A 19,334-nucleotide genomic window follows, 5' to 3' on the forward strand; every position below is an offset into this window, starting at 1 on the left:
GCAAAGCTACCCGAATGCATCCGTCAGGGCAAACCATCCGGCCTAATGGGACTGGCACTTAGCCACGCATCAAGGCATGCTAGCCGCCCTTTGGGCGCCCGGTTTATAGTGCATCTCGCATTCGCCGCTTCAGTCCCGTCGTCAGGATTAGAGTTTGTCCACATCACTCCCCCCTGTTCCCCTGCGCACCTCTAGAGGCGCACCCACCGCGCATTTTCGCGGCTCATTAAAAGCTGCGCTCGCAGCCTTGGTGTTGCTGATGGTTGTGCTGCTGTTCTGGCAACTGATGGATCAGTTCCAGCAGACCCAGGACCGCCAGCGTCAGCGTAGCCTCGACTACAGCGCACAACTGGCCGATCGTTTGGGCCTGAACATGGCGCTCAGTGCACAAAGCGCACTCAACGTCCTGGATAATACGAAAGCGCAAACCCAAACCGCCGCACAACAAGCGCTGATGCTGGACACCCTGCGCCAGACCCTGCCGTCATTGCACAGCGCTGTCTGGTTGAATGCCGAAGGCGAAGTGCTTAAAGACAGCGCCCGCAGCGATGCAGGCTCATCCAGCGACGCACCCATCCTCGCGCAATTGATGCAGCGCGGTCAGGCGTATCCTTATTATTTCGGCAACGCGCCGGATGGCTCACGCGTCTATTTGTTGGTGCGCCAGCCTGGCGAAACGACAAAAGGCTACTGGGTACTGCGCCTCGCGCCCAACGTGCTGACGAAACTTACTCACCAGACAACTCAGGATTTCCAGCCCATGTGGCTGCTGGAAAACAGCATCACCCAAACAGTGATCCATCGTGATGCCGCTGGCATGGACAGCCCGGAAGACGCCAGCCGTGATGGTATCCAGAATGTGTTGCTGTCACGGTTGACCCATAGCGACTGGCAATTACGTGGCTTGTTCGATGCCAGCAAGGCACGTCAAGAATTGCTGCCAGCGCTGATCGGCAAATGCCTGATCGGGCTGTTGTGTTCCCTGTTGCCGCTGCTGGCCCTTGCCGGTCTGCGCCGTCGTCAACGGCAAATGCTTGAGAGCAAACGTCGTTATCAGGACATTTTCGACGGCACCGGCGTCGCGCTCTGCGTGCTCGACCTGTCAGGGCTTCATGGCTATTTGAGTAAGCTGCAAGTACACAGCAGCGATGATCTGGACCGTGTGCTAAAGACACAACCGCAGCTGTGCCCGGAACTGCTACAGCAACTGCACATTACCGAGGTCAATCAGGTCGCACTCGATCTGCTGAAAATCGAATCTGGCGCCGAGGCGTGGCAGCACCTGATAGAGGGGTGCCCGAGCACCCAACAAGGGATTGGCCTGCAGCTGATTCACGCGGTGCTCACCCGGCAGAGTCAACTCGAACTGGAAATCCGCCTGGCCAGCCCACAAGGCGACGATCAGTACCTGTGGCTGGTGATGCGATTGCCTGAACCGGCCGACTATAAGGCGGTGATCCTCAGCATCAGCGACATCAGCAGCCGCAAGCGCGTCGAACTGTCGTTGGTCGAGCGCGAAGGTTTCTGGTCCAATGTGGTGCGTACCGTACCGGATCATCTGTACGTGCAGGACGTCATCAGCCAGCGAATGATTTACAGCAACCACCATCTTGGTGAAACGCTGGGCTACGACAAGGCCGAGCTACAGAAGATGGGCGAGTACTTCTGGGAGATCCTGCTACACCCGGACGACGCCGAACACTATCAGTCCATGCGCCAACTGCAGCGGCAAACCGGGCATGCCGAGCTGCTGCAATGCCAGCTACGGTTTCGTGATCACAATAACCACTGGTGTCGCTTCGATATACGCGAGCAAGCATTGGTGCGCGACAAGAACGGGGTTGTGACGCGCATCATCGGCGTTGCAAAGGACATTACCGAACAGCTCGAAGCCAGCGAGTCCCTGCGTGACAGCGAACAGCGCTACCGGATGCTCGCGGAAAGCATCAGCGATGTAATTTTTTCCACCGACAGTGCGCTGAAACCCAATTACGTCAGCCCGTCGGCGCAGACAGTCCTGGGCTACAGCGCTGAATGGATTCTTGAGAACGGGTGGCAACCGACCATCGCCAACCCGCAGCAATTGACCAAGATGAATGCGCTGCTTGAGCACGTCGCCAAGGCCCTGGGCAAACCCGACGAGTTGGCGAAACTGCGCGCGGGCCTGCCGACCCAGCTGTTCCTCTTCGACTGCCTGCGAGCCGATGGACGCAAGATCCCGATCGAGCTGCGCCTGATTCTGGTGTGGGATGAGCACGGAGCCTTCGAAGGCATCCTGGGTGTCGGGCGCGACATCAGCCAGCAACGTCGTGCCGAGAAAGACCTGCGTATGGCCGCCACGGTATTCGAACATTCCACGTCGGCGATCCTGATCACCGACCCGGCTGGCTACATCGTGCAGGCCAACGAAGCGTTCAGTCGCGTCAGCGGTTATGACGCGTCACAAGTACTCGATCAACTGCCCACCCTGCTGACCGTCGATGATCAGCAGGAAGCGCACTTGCGTTACATCATCAAGCAACTGCACCAACGCAGCAGTTGGGAAGGCGAAGTCTGGCTCAAGCGTCGCAGTGGCGAGCATTACCCGGCGTGGGTCGGCATCACTGCGGTGCTTGACGACGAGGGCGATCTTGCCAGCTATGTGTGCTTCTTCAACGACATCAGCGAGCGCAAGGCCAGTGAACAACGCATCCATCGGTTGGCCTATTACGACGCCCTGACGCACCTGCCCAACCGCACCCTGTTCCAGGACCGTCTGCACACTGCACTTCAGCAAGCCGAGCGCCAGCAGGCGTGGGTGGTGCTGATGTTCCTCGACCTGGACCGTTTCAAGCCTATCAACGACTCCCTCGGCCACGCCGCTGGCGATCGCATGCTCCAGGAAATGGCATCGCGACTGCTGGGTTGTGTTGACGACGACGACACCGTGGCGCGCATGGGGGGGGACGAGTTCACCCTGCTGCTGCAACCGCGGGCCACCCGGCAGATCGCCCTGAACCGTGCGATCAATGTTGCTGAACAGATCCTCGGCAGCCTGGTGAAACCGTTCGTCCTCGAAGGTCGTGAGTTTTTTGTGACCGCCAGTATCGGCATCGCGCTCAGCCCGCAAGATGGCAACGAGCTGAGCCAGCTGATGAAAAACGCCGACACGGCCATGTACCACGCAAAAGAACGCGGCAAAAACAACTTCCAGTTTTATCAAGCCGACATGAACGCCACGGCCCTTGAGCGACTGGAGCTCGAAAGCGATTTGCGTCACGCCCTCGAGCAAAAAGAGTTCACGCTGTATTACCAACCGCAGTTCAGTGGTGACGGTAAGCGCCTGACAGGTGCCGAAGCCCTGCTGCGCTGGAACCACCCCCGACGCGGTCTGGTACCGCCGGGCGACTTCATTCCGGTGCTTGAAGAACTCGGACTGGTCGTGGAAGTCGGAGATTGGGTACTGACCCAGACATGCCGTCAGCTCAAGAGCTGGCACCAGGCCAAGGTCCGCGTGCCCAAAGTATCAGTCAACATTTCCGCACGGCAGTTCTCCGACGGTCAGTTGGGCACGCGCATTGCCGACATTCTCAAAGACACCGGCCTGCCGCCGGCCTGTCTCGAGCTGGAGCTGACCGAAAGCATCCTGATGCGTGAAGTCAACGTGGCCATGCTGATCCTAGACGGTTTAAAACGTCTGGGCCTGAGCATCGCGGTGGACGACTTCGGCACGGGCTATTCATCGCTGAACTACCTTAAGCAATTCCCGATTGATGTGCTGAAAATCGACCGGACGTTCGTCGACGGCCTGCCATCGGGTGAGCAGGACGCGCAGATCGCTCGCGCCATCATCGCCATGGCCCACAGCCTCAACCTGTCGGTCATCGCCGAGGGCGTGGAGACCCATGAACAGCTGGAGTTCCTGCGCGAACACGGTTGCGACGAAGTTCAGGGCTACCTGTTCGGCCGCCCAATGCCACCTAATCGCTTCGAAGCGCAATTCAGCAATGATGCGTTGTTCATGTTTGATTGATGGTGGCGGTGATCCTCGTGAAAACCGCTTGTCTCCGACATGACTGCCTTTCATATGCCAGATAAAAGCCGATGGGTTAGAATGCCCTCCTTTTCTACTGCCCCGATCCTTGAGGACCGCCATGTTCAGCCGTGATTTGACTCTCGCCAAGTACGACTCCGATCTCTTTGCCGCCATGGAGCAAGAAGCTCAGCGCCAAGAAGAGCACATCGAGCTGATCGCTTCGGAAAACTACACCAGCCCTGCCGTGATGGAAGCTCAAGGCTCGGTCCTGACCAACAAGTACGCTGAAGGCTACCCAGGCAAGCGTTACTACGGCGGCTGCGAATACGTCGACGTGGTTGAGCAACTGGCTATTGATCGCGCTAAACAGCTGTTCGGTGCCGATTACGCGAACGTTCAACCACACGCGGGCTCCCAAGCCAACAGCGCGGTCTACCTGGCGTTGCTGCAAGCGGGCGACACCATTCTGGGCATGAGCCTGGCCCACGGTGGTCACCTGACTCACGGCGCCAGCGTCAGCTCGTCCGGCAAGCTGTACAACGCCGTACAGTACGGCATCGACGGCAACGGCCTGATAGACTACGACGAAGTCGAGCGTCTGGCGGTTGAACACAAGCCAAAAATGATCGTGGCGGGTTTCTCCGCGTACTCGCAAATCCTGGACTTCCCGCGCTTCCGCGCAATCGCTGACAAAGTCGGCGCTTACCTGTTCGTCGACATGGCGCACGTGGCCGGTCTGGTTGCTGCAGGCGTGTACCCGAACCCGGTTCCATTCGCTGACGTGGTCACCACCACGACTCACAAAACCCTGCGCGGTCCACGTGGCGGTCTGATTCTGGCCAAAGCCAACGCCGACATCGAGAAGAAGCTGAACTCGGCCGTCTTCCCAGGCTCCCAGGGCGGTCCGCTGGAACACGTAATCGCAGCCAAGGCCGTCTGCTTCAAAGAAGCCTTGCAGCCTGAGTTCAAGACTTACCAGCAACAAGTGGTCAAGAACGCCAAGACCATGGCCAGCGTGTTCATCGAGCGCGGCTTCGACGTAGTGTCTGGCGGTACCGAAAACCACCTGTTCCTGCTGTCGCTGATCAAACAGGACATCTCCGGCAAAGACGCTGACGCTGCCTTGGGTCGCGCGTTCATCACCGTGAACAAGAACTCAGTGCCGAATGACCCACGCTCCCCGTTCGTGACCTCCGGCCTGCGCTTCGGCACCCCAGCCGTGACCACTCGCGGCTTCAAAGAAGCAGAATGCAAGGAACTCGCTGGCTGGATCTGCGACATCCTGGCTGACCTGAACAATGAGGCCGTGATCGACGCCGTACGTGAAAAAGTCAAAACCATCTGCGCTAAATTGCCGGTATACGGCGCTTAATCGCCCCGTATTACTGGCGACATAAAAAAACCGGCTCTTAGAGCCGGTTTTTTTTGCAGAATCCCCAGTGTTTGGCCTGTCGCATTCGCGCCCACAAATTCTGCGATCCATCCCGACCTCGTGACGACTTAACCGGAAATAGCTGACACTCCGCAGCCGTTAAGCCATCTCAACTCGCGCAAACCCCGTACGGATTTTCTCTTCCGGCAAGTCATCGGCAATGAACACAATCACACTTTCGCGCTTTTCGTCTTCAGCCCACTCCGTGTCCCAGTCAAAGCCATACAACTTCAGCACGCCTTGAAACACCATGCGTCGGGGTTCGTTGGCGATGTTGAGGACGCCTTTGTAGCGCAGCAGTTGTTTGCCGTGGTCTTCCAGCAGTTCATTCATGAACTCGCTGAGCTTGTCGATATCCAGCGGTTTGTCGGTGCGCAGAACGAGGCTGGTGATGCGGTCAATGTTGCCTGCGCTGCTCACTGGTTTCAGCGGACGCAGCATCATGCCGCCGCCAACGTCAGCGTTGAGGTTGAAACCGCGCACGTCCAGCAATTCAGCCAGATCAATATTGCCGTGTTCAACCACTCGAATCGGAGCGCGACGGTTGATCCGGGTCAGCCGTTCGCTCAGGGCATTAAAAGCGGCGTCATCCACCAAATCGCGCTTGCTCACCAACAGGCGATCAGCGAAACCGATTTGCGCCTGGGCGATGGTTTGGGTCAGGTGCTGCTCGGCATGGGCCGCGTCGACCAAGGTGATGATGCCGTCGAGGAGGTAGCGCTCGCGCAACTCCTCGTCAATGAAGAAGGTTTGCGCCACCGGTGCCGGATCAGCCAGCCCGGTGCATTCAATCACCAGACGGTCAAAGGCAATCTCACCGCTGTCGAGCCGCTCAAGCAGCAAGTACAAAGCCTTGGTCAAATCGGTGTGAATGGTGCAGCACACGCAGCCATTGGACAGGGTCATGACCTGTACGGGCTCGGTGCCAAGCAATTGGGTGTCGATCCCGGCATCGCTGAATTCGTTCTCGATGACGGCGATTTTCAGGCCGTGTTCAGCCTTGAGCAAATGACGCAGCAAGGTGGTTTTGCCGGCGCCGAGAAAGCCACTGAGTACAGTGACCGGAATGGGTTGCGAAACAGTCATGCGTACTCCTGCGTTTAAATGCGCTTCATAACCAGACCCCATAAACGAAAACGCGCCACGACTGGCGTGGCGCGCGGGATCAGAGATGACTATCCATCAGAGGCTCAGCAGCATTTCGGGCCACCTTTGCCGCCGTAACGAGCCTCCTGGCGTTCACGAAAGAACGCTTCGTAGGTCATCACCGGCTTGTCCGGGTGCCTGATCTGCATATGCTCGACGTAATTATCGTAGTCAGGCATCCCCACCATCAGGCGCGCGGCCTGGCCGAGGTATTTCCCGAGGCGACTCAGGTCATTGAACATGTGCAATTCCTCCGTTGAAGCCCGGGTTCATAGTGCGTTCGGCAGCGCCTGGAAAGGCGCCTCTTTGTCCGTACGCCCTTTGGTGCCCCATGCTGCCACACCGACCTTGATCGCATAGAACAGGATCGCGAACACCACCACCATGAACAGCGCGGTCAGGGTAGCGTTGGTGTAGGCGTTGAAAATCACGTGCTGCATCTGATCAATGCTGTTAGCCGGAGCCAACACCTGACCCGCGTCCAGGGCTGTACGGTACTTGGTCGCCAGTGCCAGAAAACCAACCGCAGGGCTCGGGTCGAACAGCTTGATGTAGCCGGCGGTGGTGGTGCAGATCAGCAGCCACACCGCTGGCAGCATGGTGACCCAAATGTAGCGTTGGCGCTTCATTTTGATCAGCACAACAGTAGCGAGCATCAGCGCGATACCGGCCAGCATCTGGTTGGAGATACCGAACAATGGCCACAAGGTGTTGATCCCGCCCAATGGGTCGATCACGCCTTGATAGAGCAAGTAGCCCCACATCGCGACGCAGCCTGCGGTGGCGATCAGGTTGGCAGGCCATGAATCCGTGCGCTTGAGCGACGGCACAAAAGTACCCAGCAAATCCTGGAGCATGAAACGACCGGCTCGGGTCCCCGCATCCACGGCGGTGAGAATGAACAGCGCCTCGAACAAAATCGCGAAGTGGTACCAGAACGCCATGGTGTCTTTGCCCGGCAGTACCTGGTGCAGGATCTGCGCGATACCGACCGCCAGGGTCGGCGCACCGCCAGCACGGGCCAGCACAGTGGTTTCACCGATGTCTTTAGCCACCGCAATCAGCGCGTCCGGGGTAATGGCAAAGCCCCAACTGCTGACGGTTTGCGCAACCGTGACCGCGTCGCTGCCGACAATCGCTGCAGGGCTGTTCATCGCGAAATACACGCCCGGATCAATCACCGAAGCCGCCACCATGGCCATGATCGCCACGAAGGACTCCATGAGCATCGCGCCGTAGCCGATGTAACGGGAGTGGGCTTCACTGTCGAGCAGCTTCGGCGTGGTACCCGACGCAATCAACGCGTGGAACCCGGACACCGCACCGCAGGCAATGGTAATGAACAGGAAGGGAAACAGCGCGCCTTTCCAGACCGGACCGGTGCCGTCGGTAAACTGAGTCAGCGCAGGCATTTTCAACTCAGGCGCAATGATCAGGATGCCAATCGCCAAGGCGAGGATGGTGCCGATTTTCAGGAACGTCGACAGGTAATCCCGGGGTGCCAGCAACAGCCAGACCGGCAGTACCGCCGCGACGAAGCCATAACCGACCAGCATCCAGGTGATTTGTATGCCGGTGAAGGTGAAGGCCTTGGCCCAGACCGGGTCCGCAGCAATCTGCCCGCCGGTCCAGATCGACGCCAGCAGCAGAATCACACCCACCAATGAGATCTCGCCAATGCGACCCGGACGGATGTAGCGCATGTAGACACCCATGAACATCGCAATCGGGATCGTCGCCAGCACCGTGAACATACCCCACGGGCTACCCGCCAGCGCTTTAACCACGATCAGTGCCAACACCGCGAGGATGATGATCATGATCAGGAAGCAACCGAACAAGGCGATAGTGCCGGGCACACGGCCCATTTCTTCACGCACCATCTCGCCCAGGGAGCGACCGTTGCGCCGGGTGGACAGGAACAGAATCATGAAATCCTGCACCGCACCGGCGAACACCACACCGGCAATCAGCCAGAGCGTACCGGGCAGATACCCCATCTGCGCCGCAAGCACCGGGCCGACCAGAGGACCGGCGCCAGCGATGGCGGCAAAGTGGTGACCAAAAAGAATATGTTTGTTGGTCGGCACATAGTCCAGACCATCGTTATTGAGGACCGCAGGGGTGGCGCGATTAGGGTCCAGCTGCATCACGTTGGTGGCGATGAACAGGCTGTAATAACGGTAAGCAACCAGATAAATCGCGATAGACGCGACCACGATCCAGAGTGCATTGATGGCTTCACCGCGACGTAAAGCCACGACCCCCAAGGCAAACGCCCCAACAACTGCAAGGATCAGCCAGGGCACATGACGCAGCAGGCTAGTATTGGTTTTCATTTTTTTTATTTTCCAGCGAGTGATCTAGGAACAGACCTCCGAGTTTAGACTCAACAGCGCGAAAGGCCACCCCCCGAACAGGGTCCTGCGCGGGTTTTCGGCGACGAAAGACCAAGAACGGGTCGCAATCAACCTGCGGGGAAAATGTCGGCAGGTACAGGTCGGTTTATGAAGCTATAGTCAGCGCTTCAGAGGGTGAAACCATGACCGAATCCAACGCAGAGCGTCGACGCTTCAAACGCATCGCCTTCGACGCCAAAACCGAACTCAGCCAAGGCCCGAACCGCTGGCCGGTTCGGCTGCTTGACCTGTCCCTCAAAGGCCTGCTCATCCAACGCCCAACCCCATGGCTCGGCAACCCGGATCAACCCTTCGCCGTCGACATCCACCTGAGCGAAGACGTCGATGTGCGCATGGACGTCCAACTGACCCACGAAGACAATCAACAACTGGGGTTTGTTTGTTTGCATATCGGGCTGGAGTCGATCAGCCACCTGCGCCGTTTGATCGAACTGAACCTGGGGGATATGCAGGAGCTGGAGAGAGAGATAAAGGCGTTGGTTGAGGGTTGAGGTACCACTTCAAAGCACCTCAACTCCTCGCTGATGATTAGCACCCACCGAGGCGGGCCCCATCCCTTTTTCAGTCGGTGCCAAACTTCGGCGAACGCGGCCCGTATAGGAGACCTGCGTTGTGCCCAGCGGACAATAGGCGCTGGCTTGTAATGCCAGCAATGGGATGGCTGGCGTCCGTCGAGCTGTTGATAATCTGTTTCACCGCAGCCGTGATCAACATACCGACTAGTCCGCCGCCGCTATTATTATTGCCTTCATCGCTCGACGCAGTTGCAGTCCCGGTCCAAAGCGTCGTTCCGGTTTTTAGGTCCACAAGCTTCGCGGTCGCCGTTACGACCGTCTGACTGCTGATCACTATATAGCTAGTGCCATACTTGATGACGGAGATATACAGGGCTGCGTCAGCACCAAAAATCTCCCTCAGCTTGGCAGGCGCCACTTGATGAATATCATTTGGTGTGGTCAGGCCATTATGCCGGAACGTTTCATCCACCAGCGCCACCGGCATCACATAATACCCAGCCTCGGCCAACGGATACGTGATCTGCGACAGCATGCTGTAGGTGGCCTTTACATCCGGCGACTCATTCAGCGGTGGCAATACCACAATGCTACTCGGCCGGCTCTGCTTGAATGCCGAGTAATCAATTGTTTTCTGGGGCGCACAGCCAGCGACCACGGCCACGACCCATAAACCGATACACAACTTGAGAAATCGCGACATCACGTCTAGCTTCCTTTCTTAGCATTCTTCAGCAAAAAATCCATGTACGTTGCCGATTCCGGGAACAGTACTTTCTCGGTCCGAAACTCTTGCACCATCTGATCATCTTTACCGACGCTCAGGTACAGCAGCCCCAACTGCGCGTGATAACCAGGCGGCGCCAAACTGTTGGTCGAACGGATCTTTTGTATGTCCCGTTCCAATGCTTCAATCTGGGCTTCTTTAGGGTCCCCTTCAAAGTATTGATACACCTGCGGCTGGTAGCTTTCCCACTGGTATAACGTTTTCGGTGCCGGCACGCATCCCGCCAACAAACCACTGCCCATTACCCCGGCAACCATCACGCCCCACGACACAAACACCTTGCCCATAACTTTCATCCTTGTTGTTGCCCGTTACTGGTTTCCTGGTTTCCAGGCGCCATTGTCGAGTGCATTGACCAGGTTGTTCACTGCCTCACGCATAGCAAGATCGAGAACCTTTCCGTTGAGAGTCGAGTCATAGCTGGCGGTGCTGCCGAAGCCAATAATCTCGCGGTTCGACAGCTCATACTCACCCGCGCCCTGGCTGGAGAACACCACCTCAGACGTAGAAACATTGACGATATTCAGCGCGACCTTGGCGTAAGCCACCTGCGACTTGCCACGCCCGAGGAGACCGAAGAGTTGGCGGTCGCCCGTTTCCTTACGGCCAAACTCAGTGACATCCCCGGTCACGACATAATCAGCGCCCTTGAGCCGCTGCGCTTGGCCCTTGATCAGGGCTTCTTGCTGGATTTCGCCCATGTTGTCGCGATCAAGCACATTGAAGTGATTGGTCTGCTGCATATGAGTAATCAGGATGGTCTTGGCCTGCCCTCCGAGGCGATCAACACCGTCGGAAAAAATCCCGCGCATATAGCTCGAACGGTTATCGAACTTACCGACCGCAATCGGCGTGCGCATACTGCTGTAGGCGCGGCTGGCGCTTTCAACCTTCAGAACCGGCAAAGCCCTAGCGCTTTCCGTGACGGAACAACCCGCCAACATACCGAGCGCTACAGGGAGTGCTCCCAGCAACAACAGCCGTGTTGTTTTGCTCACTTAAATCTCCTTGAAAAGGCCCACGCTGAGCGCTGCTCAGCCAGCCAAGGCGGGCGAACCGGACGCCGATGGTTTTATCGCCCAACAGGGACAGGTTTACTTTCTGGACAAACAGGCCAAAAAACAAACGAGAGCCTTTTAATCTTATTGACGATTACAACGTCATTTAGTTTGTTTGGTAAGCGTGCCGAGGGAGGCCTCTTTGACGAAGTAACAAACTTCCGTATCGCCTAACAGGCTCAGGCTGTTCCTTGCCATCACAACGTAGACAATCTCCCCTGCACGCACACAATCACGTAATACAGAGACCTGACTTATTCAAATGCCTTGGGAGGTAATCTATATAACCGATATCCTCTTCCGCCCCATGGAAAGAGCCACAATCCGTCTAGCCACCATAGATATCAAAGTGCCACACATGGTAGCTCGACGGATTTGTGACGTCAATTTATCAGTCACTGGACAAACTTGATTGCCTGCACACCTTGGCTAAGAAGGGTGACAGCCTGCACCTGGCAGGCCTTGAATCCGCGTAACGGCCTGGTCTCAGGTGCGAAAATGGCTGACCATGACCTGCAGCTCGTTGCCCAAGCGCGCCAGTTCGACGCTTGAGGCCGCCGTTTCCTCGCTGGCGCCAGCAGTTTGCTCGGAGATGTCGCGCACGTTGAGTACGCTGCGATTGATCTCCTCGGCCACGGCGCTCTGCTGCTCGGCGGCGGCGGCAATTTGCTGGTTCATCGACTGGATCGTCGACACCGTGCGCGTGATACTTTCCAGAGATGTGACGGCGCGACGGGTCAATTCGACGCTGCTGTCCGTGAGGACACGGCTGCTTTCCATTACGGTCGACACTTCCTGTGTACCGCTTTGCAGGCTAGTGATTAGCCCTTCGATTTCTTCGGTGGATTTCTGAGTGCGCTGAGCCAGGCTTCGGACTTCGTCTGCAACGACAGCGAAACCCCGTCCAGCCTCTCCCGCTCGCGCGGCTTCAATGGCGGCATTGAGCGCCAACAGATTGGTTTGTTGAGCCACGGCCTTGATCACATCGAGTACGCCGCCGATTTTTTCGCTTTCCTCCTTCAGATGATTCATCGCTTTGTTAGAGTTATCGACCTCGACGGCCAACAGTTCGATTTGATCTATAGCCTCACCAATAACTTTTTCACCTGCTCGCGCCTCTTTATCAGCGGCGGCGGCGGCGGCATTTGAGGCTTCTTCGGCGTTACGTGACACTTCTTGTACGGTGGCGGTCATTTCGTTCATGGCGGTCGCGACTTGATCGGTTTCGACTCGCTGGCTGTTCACACCCGCACTGGTCTGCTCGGTAACGGCGGACAACTCTTCCGCCGCACTGGCAATCTGGGTGACACCCTTGCTGATGCCACCGATCAGCTCGCGCAAACTCACCGTCATACCCTGCATGCTGCGCTGTAACTGGCCAAGTTCGTCACGCCGCTCGGTCTTGATGTCGTGACTAAGATCACCCGCAGCGATGCGTTCTGCGGCTTTCAGGGTTTCCAGCAGCGGATGGACTATCTGTGCCGTGATGACCCATGCCGCGAGAATGCCCAGGGCCAACGCCAGCAGCGTGCTGATCACCAGCAATTGGCGAGCACTTTGCGCCTCGCTGTCGCGCGCCTGACTCTGGCTGTCGATGAGTTTCTGGCTAAGCGCCTCGAGACTGACGCCAGAAACAGCCATCTGATCAAGCGTTTCCAGGCTGGTGTGTACCTGTGCAGCATAGTTCTGCACATCCTTGCGGTACTGTTGCAGCACGAGTTCCGCTTGCATCAGGCGGGTTTGTTCGCGAGGTGCAGTCGCGTCGCGGACCTTGATCAGTTCGGCTGTGACCTGATCAATAGTCGCCAGAGTTCCTTGCTCTTTGCTCGGATCATTGGTGTAGATGAAGCTGTACACCACTATGCGGGCCTGCTGGATATGCACGGCGAGTTGGCCGATGGCCTGAAACTGGCTCAAGCGCAGAGTGTCATTTTGATCTTCAACCGCAGGGGCGCTGACAAGGTCCTGGGTGGCTTCATTTAGCGCCTCGGTAATTTCTGCAGCGCTCTGCACCAACTTCGCGAGCGCTGATTCACGGTCTTTAAAGGTTCGCTCAAGCGTGCTGAAGCGGGTCCGGTAGTCCTCAACGATGCGGCCTTGCTCCTCGATAAGTTGCAGGTCCACAGGATTACTCACCACGCCGCTCAGAGACCGTTGATTGTCCTGGATACGTTCCAGCACGCCTGACACTGCGGCGCTGTTTTGTTCGTTGCGCTCAGCCAGATAGCGCAGGCGGTTAACGCGTAAATCTTTAGTCAGGGCGCTTAGGTTCGCAATGGCGCTGATCTTGTTACCGCGGTCGACCATGTTATTGGCGCTGTGCCAGCCGGTCAGCGCGATCAATAAGGTCAGTAACACCAAGAGGCCGAAGCCCAAGGCAAGCTTGGCCTTTACACCGACATGACCCAAGGCCTGACTAAAACGTTTGAACATTGCATTTCCTCAAAGTGCTGCGAACTGACGGCCATAGGCTGCTGATATGACCACTATCGGCAATGTCTAAGTGGAACTGTAGGGTATGAGGGCGAGACTTTAGTCTGCTTGTGCACGTGTGCCATAAGACACTACGGGGCAACAGAATGAGTGCGGCATAGCCTGTGCCGAGCAAGCGATTGCGACAAAGTGTCGACAGACACTCGATCGCTGATTTCTGATGATTTCGATCGCAATAAATCAGCTTCAGTGCTGGATACGCTGTCTCAGCAGACGCCTGGCATGGTGATCTCCGATGTACAGGGCAACCCGTTTTCGCAGGACATCAACTTGCCTGGCCTATGTCGATGCCACTTATCAATCCAAGTTAACCCTGACGTTGGCCAATAACCCCGATGCCGATGCAAACGGTAATATTCTTGTCACCCCAGGCAACAAGATCCCTGGCATTTCGCCCCTACAGTTCAAGTTGGGCGGCGACTATAAGATGACGTCTGCATGGACCCTGGGTGGAGACGTGATAGCCAACAGCGGCCAGTATTATGTGGGTGACGATTCAAACAAAAATGCCAGGTTGGGCGGGTATACGGTTTTCAATGTCCACAGCGCCTACCAGCTTACCGACAACATCAGACTGTTCGCCAAACTTGATAACGCGCTTAATCGGCAATATGCCACCCATGGTGGATTCGCCGCCGTTGGCGACATCCCCTCCCTTGGGCTATCAAACCCCCAATCAACCACCCCAGCGGCGCCTCGCTCGATGTTTGCAGGCTTCAACATCAAGTTCTGAGGCCTTCAAAACGGGGAGCAGTGTTTAGAGCGGGCAGCTAACGAAAATCGCCCGTTCTGTGGGTGAGGTCGAACACAGCACAGAGCGTCGAGCAATATGTCGAAGGTAAGGTAAGGTAAGGTAAGGTAAGGTCTGCAAAGTAAGTTAGACGCGGGTCATAGGGGCAGCTAAAGAGACGCAGAGCAATTCCCCCCCTCACACCGCGCCCCATTTTCAATCCGGTTTTTTTCAACCCACCGGTGTCTCGGTTCTTGACCGAGGGCGGGGGGTCGATACCAATGTGGCATCGACGATGGTGCCTTGATCCCATCCGCCCTGAGCTGGCTGAATGGCGGCGAACGGCTTGTACCACAGTAAGTGATTGTCTCGCAGGTCGATCACCACACCGGTGCCGCCGACTTGGGGTGTGGGAACACTGGTGGGCACCACACTTTAAAAATCCGGTCACTGGATTACCGAGGCGGGGCCGGGTCAGCTGTTCGCGATCAGCTTCGGAGAGCTGATCGGCACCTTTGATTTCGATGTCTTTGATGGTGAAGCAGCGAGTCTCGGCAGGGGCTGTCGGCGCGCTGGGAGTACTTGGCTTGCCGGGGAGCTCTCGAAGGCCCTCAAGACGCCTGCATTGTTTTTCCAATAAACGGTCTGACGCTCACGAATCAGGTCCGGCTCTCCTGGTGTGGGTCCGAGAGCTGCCAATGCAGGGCTCAACGTACTCAAAAAAAACAACAATACAGCCATCCACAACCTCATCCCGACGGTGAGTCTCCACATGTTCGTTCCCTCGAGACAGCATTTAATGTCAATATGACACTAATGGTAATTCGCCAGCTTTATGGCGTCAATTTGTTGTTTCGAGTCGATTCACACATTTCAGTAAGCGATTACCTTTCAAGCAACCTGCCGAAAAAAAAGCCAACCCGTAGGGCTGGCTTTCGATTTCAAACGGCGATTACGTTATTCGAACAGCGCATCCAGCGCCTGTTCCAGACGGCTCACGGCAATGATCTGCAACCCCGGAGGCGCTTCCTTGGGGGCGTTGCCTTTGGGGACGATGGCGCGTTTGAAGCCGTGTTTAGCCGCTTCTTTCAACCGTTCCTGACCGCTGGGCACCGGGCGGACTTCGCCGGAGAGGCCAACTTCACCGAACACCAGCAAGTCGTGGGGCAGCGGGCGGTTGCGCAGGCTGGACATGACAGCGGCCATCAAGGCGAGGTCGGAGGCGGTTTCCAGTACTTTCACCCCGCCGACCACGTTGAGGAATACGTCCTGATCATGGGTAGGAATCCCGCCGTGGCGATGCAGGACGGCCAGCAGCATGGCCAGACGGTTCTGATCCAGACCAAGGGTGACCCTGCGTGGATTGGCCAAGTGACTGTCGTCGACCAGCGCCTGAACTTCCACCAGCATTGGTCGGGTGCCTTCCCACGTCGCCATGACGACACTGCCGGGAACTTCTTCTTGAGCGCGGGTCAGAAAAATCGCTGAAGGATTGGAGACCTCTTTCAAGCCCTTATCGGTCATGCCGAACACGCCCAGTTCGTTGACCGCGCCGAAACGGTTTTTCACGGCGCGCAACAAACGCAGACGCCCGTCGGATTCGCCTTCGAAATACAGCACGGTGTCGACCATATGTTCAAGCACGCGAGGACCGGCCAATGAGCCTTCTTTAGTGACATGCCCAACCAGGAAAATCGCGGTACCGCTCTGTTTCGCGTACCGCACCAACAGCGCCGCGCTCTCGCGCACTTGCGACACGCCGCCCGGCGCCGATTGCAGTTGTTCGGTGAAGATGGTCTGGATCGAGTCGATCACCATGACTTTGGGCTGCTCGATGCGGGCCGTGGCGATGATGGTTTCGATGCAGGTTTCGGTCATGACCCGCAGCTTGTCCTGGGGCAAACCCAAGCGTCGGGCGCGCATGGCGACCTGTTGCTGCGACTCTTCGCCGGTGACATAAAGCGCGGGCATCCGCTCGGCGATGGCGCACAGGGTTTGCAGGAGAATGGTGGATTTGCCAATGCCAGGGTCGCCGCCAATCAGCACCACCGACCCATCGACCAGGCCACCGCCCAGCACACGATCTAGCTCGGCAGAGTTGGTGGAGAACCGGGGGACTTCCTGGACGCTGACTTCAGCCAGGGTCCTGATTTGCGCTTGCTGCCCGGTCCAGCCAGAGCGACCGCTCGGAGGGGTTGCGGCACCGCTTCCCAGGAGGGTCTCGACCAGGGTGTTCCAGGCACCACATTCGCCGCACTGGCCCGCCCACTTTGGAAAAGTCGCACCGCACTCGGTACAGCCGAACATGCGCTTAGCCTTGGCCATAACCACCCCAGTCTTAAAAGGGGGCAATCATAACGCAGGTTTGCGCGCCTGAGCGGGTGCGAAACATGAGTACGCTCATGGGATTCCTTTGCGCGCATCGCTCCCGCCCAAGCTGCACCGGAGCAGAAGTGACGCGACGCGACCCGCCTGAATCAGTCCGTCAGTTTTTTCGCCAGCGCTCTTACCCGAACGAGATCGCCCATCGCAACCTTGGTGACGCCGGTGCCGTATTCCGGATCTGCCTTGTAAAGGAACGAAAGGATGATGTGCTTGCTTTCATCGTCGGAGGAAGATAATGAGCCGCCGAAATTCTCAATCAGATCGGCCCGCTCTTTTTTGCTGTAGGAACGGTACAGCTCTCCCGCTTGCTTGAAGTTCTGCTCACGCTGGATTTTCGCTTGCTGGGTTGTACCTGCCAACGGCAGTTGACTGTAACGGGCATCGGCCTGCTCTTCACGCGGGTTAAGGCGACTCGGCTGACAGTTGACACCCGACGTGCTGTGACCAGCGTTCATCGCACCGTCCTGATTACCGTTATTAACCGGCACTTTTGGCGCATTGACCGGCAGTTGCTGCGCGTTTGCACCCAAGCGGTACAACTGCGTGTCGGAATACGAGAAGACCCGTCCTTGCAGCAGGCGGTCTTCGGACGGCTCAATGCCCGGCACCAGATTGGAAGGCGCCATGGTGACCTGCTCGGTTTCCTGGAAAACGTTGCCCGGGTTCTTGTTCAAGACCATCTGCCCGACCTTGCGCTGAGGAACGTCTGGCCAGATTTTGGTGGCATCCAGCGGGTCAAAATCGAACGCCGCCAACGCTTCAGGCTTAAGCACCTGCACATACAGGTCCCATTTCGGAAAGTTGCCTTGGTTGATATGGGTCACCAAGTCGTTGGTCATGTGGCTGTAATCACGGCCTTGCACTTCAGCCACCTGCTTCGAGTTGAGGTTATTTATGCCTTGCAAACTCTTCCACTGGAATTTCACGTAGTGAACCTGGCCCCTGGCATTCACCAGTTTGTAGGCATGCACACCGTTACCGTCCATTTCACGGTAGCTGGCTGGCGTACCGTTATTGGAGTACAGCTCGGTCAACGTGCGGGTGGCCTCCGGGACATGGGAGAAGAAATCAAACCGACGAGAGTCGTCGTCAAGGTTGGTCCTCGGGTCCGGCTTGAACGCATGCACCATGTCCGGGAACTTGATGGCATCGCGAATAAAGAAAGTCGGAAAGTTATTGCCTACCAAATCCCAATTGCCTTCACGGGTATAGAACTTGGTCGCGAAACCTCGCGGATCGCGCAAGGTCTCAGGGGAATGATTGCCATGCACCACGGCGGAAAATCGCACAAACACCGGGGTCGTCTCACCCGCTGCGAAAACGTGGGCTTTGCTCAAGTCGCTCAGGTCGTCCGTTACCGTGAACTGACCATGGGCCCCTGTGCCGCGAGCATGCACGACACGCTCGGGGATACGCTCGCGATCGAACCGCTGAAGCTTCTGGATCAACTGCACGTCTTGCAGCAAGACCGGGCCGTGCTCGCCCGCGGTTTGCGAGTTTTGATTGTCACCGACGAGCGCCCCGTTATCGCGGGTCAGGTTTGCGGCTTGCACTGAAACGGAAAGCAGGCTGACCGTCAAAAGGCTCAGAAGTCTTCGGCGGGAAACAATTCCGAGCGCGAGGGTGGCGTTCATGCTTAAAGTCCTTTTATTAAGATTTTTAGGCGCATTCAACTGCGCCCTTCAATCCTAAAAGCAATCGCCGCTTTTTTTCGCAAAACTCACCCTATGAAACACATCTGAAAACTTGTTTATTTTCAAAAAGATAGCTTGATACAGAATCCATCTGAAAACCCTGGTAAAACTAATCAGGCAATTTTCGGTCGATTGCCAAGTCGCAGGGCGCGATGCGTATAGCTGAATTACACTGCGTTAACCCACTCATCTGTAACAAGGAACAACCTATGAGCGTACTAAGCGAGTTCAAGGCATTCGCCGTCAAAGGCAACGTGGTCGACATGGCGGTCGGGATTATCATTGGCGCGGCCTTCGGAAAAATCGTTTCGTCGTTCGTCGGCGATGTTGTCATGCCACCTATTGGGCTGTTGATCGGCGGAGTGGATTTCAGCGATCTGACCGCTACCCTCCGACCTGCAGAAGGCACTCTGCCGGCCGTGGTCGTGTCTTACGGCAAGTTTATCCAGTCGATTATCGACTTTGTGATCGTGGCGTTCGCCATCTTCATGGGCGTCAAGGCCATCAATCGCCTCAAACGCGAAGAGGCTGTCGCGCCAACGCTGCCGGCCACCCCTAGCCCGGAAGAAGTGCTATTGAGCGAGATCCGTGACTTGTTGAAAGTGCAGAACGGCAGACCGCTGGAAAGTGTGATTGCCGATCCAACCCGGCTGGGTTGA

15 protein-coding genes and 1 pseudogene are annotated in these 19,334 nt (G+C 57.0%); 5 read left to right on the forward strand and 11 right to left on the reverse strand.

Features of this window, described 5'->3' with window-relative positions:
- Positions 1 to 154: 154 nt before the first annotated feature.
- Both RGU44_RS16025 and glyA read left to right on the forward strand, forming a co-directional pair.
- Positions 155 to 4,012, forward strand: coding sequence for an EAL and GGDEF domain-containing protein (locus RGU44_RS16025; RefSeq protein ID WP_322218057.1), 3,858 nt, complete (start codon positions 155 to 157; stop codon positions 4,010 to 4,012).
- 121 nt (positions 4,013 to 4,133) lie between these two features.
- Positions 4,134 to 5,387: a serine hydroxymethyltransferase gene (gene glyA / locus RGU44_RS16030; protein ID WP_322182043.1), complete on the forward strand. Its 1,254-nt coding sequence runs from the start codon at positions 4,134 to 4,136 to the stop codon at positions 5,385 to 5,387.
- Between the two features lie 159 nt (positions 5,388 to 5,546).
- Here glyA and yjiA read toward each other — a convergent pair whose 3' ends face one another.
- From yjiA to RGU44_RS16045, 3 genes are all read right to left on the reverse strand, one after another.
- On the reverse strand, positions 5,547 to 6,533 hold the full coding sequence (gene yjiA, locus RGU44_RS16035) for a GTPase (protein ID WP_322182046.1): 987 nt from the start codon (positions 6,531 to 6,533) through the stop codon (positions 5,547 to 5,549).
- 104 nt (positions 6,534 to 6,637) lie between these two features.
- On the reverse strand, positions 6,638 to 6,835 hold the full coding sequence (locus RGU44_RS16040) for a YbdD/YjiX family protein (RefSeq protein ID WP_219062619.1): 198 nt from the start codon (positions 6,833 to 6,835) through the stop codon (positions 6,638 to 6,640).
- A gap of 27 nt (positions 6,836 to 6,862) precedes the next feature.
- The gene (locus tag RGU44_RS16045) at positions 6,863 to 8,932 is read right to left on the reverse strand and encodes a carbon starvation CstA family protein (RefSeq protein WP_322218060.1); all 2,070 of its coding nucleotides are present in this window, start codon (positions 8,930 to 8,932) and stop codon (positions 6,863 to 6,865) included.
- Positions 8,933 to 9,135: 203 nt separating this feature from the next.
- Here RGU44_RS16045 and RGU44_RS16050 point away from each other — a divergent pair, with 203 nt between their 5' ends.
- Entirely contained in the window at positions 9,136 to 9,504 is a 369-nt protein-coding gene (locus RGU44_RS16050) for a PilZ domain-containing protein (RefSeq protein ID WP_322182050.1), read from the forward strand.
- A gap of 70 nt (positions 9,505 to 9,574) precedes the next feature.
- Here the strand turns inward: RGU44_RS16050 and RGU44_RS16055 are convergent, their stop codons facing one another.
- The 5 genes and pseudogenes from RGU44_RS16055 to RGU44_RS25135 all read right to left on the reverse strand — a co-directional run.
- The gene (locus tag RGU44_RS16055) at positions 9,575 to 10,234 is read right to left on the reverse strand and encodes a DUF799 domain-containing protein (protein ID WP_322182053.1); all 660 of its coding nucleotides are present in this window, start codon (positions 10,232 to 10,234) and stop codon (positions 9,575 to 9,577) included.
- 2 nt (positions 10,235 to 10,236) lie between these two features.
- A complete protein-coding gene (locus RGU44_RS16060) occupies positions 10,237 to 10,602 on the reverse strand; it encodes a DUF4810 domain-containing protein (protein ID WP_322182055.1) in 366 nt (121 codons plus the stop codon).
- Positions 10,603 to 10,626: 24 nt separating this feature from the next.
- Complete coding sequence (locus RGU44_RS16065; protein ID WP_416194652.1) at positions 10,627 to 11,259, reverse strand: CsgG/HfaB family protein; 633 nt, start codon at positions 11,257 to 11,259, stop codon at positions 10,627 to 10,629.
- Positions 11,260 to 11,859: 600 nt separating this feature from the next.
- Entirely contained in the window at positions 11,860 to 12,735 is an 876-nt protein-coding gene (locus RGU44_RS25130; RefSeq protein ID WP_416194653.1) for a methyl-accepting chemotaxis protein, read from the reverse strand.
- Positions 12,718 to 13,806, reverse strand: a pseudogene (locus RGU44_RS25135) (methyl-accepting chemotaxis protein); the annotation flags it as partial. The pseudogene RGU44_RS25135 and the gene RGU44_RS25130, both read right to left, overlap by 18 nt.
- 295 nt (positions 13,807 to 14,101) lie before the next feature.
- Here RGU44_RS25135 and RGU44_RS16075 point away from each other — a divergent pair.
- Positions 14,102 to 14,599 (forward strand): TonB-dependent receptor domain-containing protein, encoded by a 498-nt coding sequence (locus RGU44_RS16075; protein ID WP_322182061.1) that lies wholly within the window; start codon positions 14,102 to 14,104, stop codon positions 14,597 to 14,599.
- A 228-nt stretch (positions 14,600 to 14,827) separates the two neighbouring features.
- On the opposite strand, the gene RGU44_RS16080 is transcribed toward RGU44_RS16075, so the two are convergent.
- The 3 genes from RGU44_RS16080 to RGU44_RS16095 form a co-directional block, all read right to left on the reverse strand.
- Entirely contained in the window at positions 14,828 to 15,025 is a 198-nt protein-coding gene (locus RGU44_RS16080) for a hypothetical protein (RefSeq protein WP_322183164.1), read from the reverse strand.
- A 528-nt stretch (positions 15,026 to 15,553) separates the two neighbouring features.
- On the reverse strand, positions 15,554 to 16,921 hold the full coding sequence (gene radA / locus RGU44_RS16090; RefSeq protein ID WP_322182062.1) for a DNA repair protein RadA: 1,368 nt from the start codon (positions 16,919 to 16,921) through the stop codon (positions 15,554 to 15,556).
- Positions 16,922 to 17,073: 152 nt separating this feature from the next.
- On the reverse strand, positions 17,074 to 18,615 hold the full coding sequence (locus RGU44_RS16095; RefSeq protein ID WP_322218068.1) for a catalase: 1,542 nt from the start codon (positions 18,613 to 18,615) through the stop codon (positions 17,074 to 17,076).
- 269 nt (positions 18,616 to 18,884) lie between these two features.
- On the opposite strand from RGU44_RS16095, the gene mscL reads away from it, so the two are divergent.
- Positions 18,885 to 19,334, forward strand: a complete 450-nt coding sequence (gene mscL / locus RGU44_RS16100; protein ID WP_322182067.1) for a large-conductance mechanosensitive channel protein MscL — start codon at positions 18,885 to 18,887, stop codon at positions 19,332 to 19,334.

Source organism: Pseudomonas sp. 5C2, from assembly GCF_034314155.1.
Classification (GTDB): domain Bacteria; phylum Pseudomonadota; class Gammaproteobacteria; order Pseudomonadales; family Pseudomonadaceae; genus Aquipseudomonas.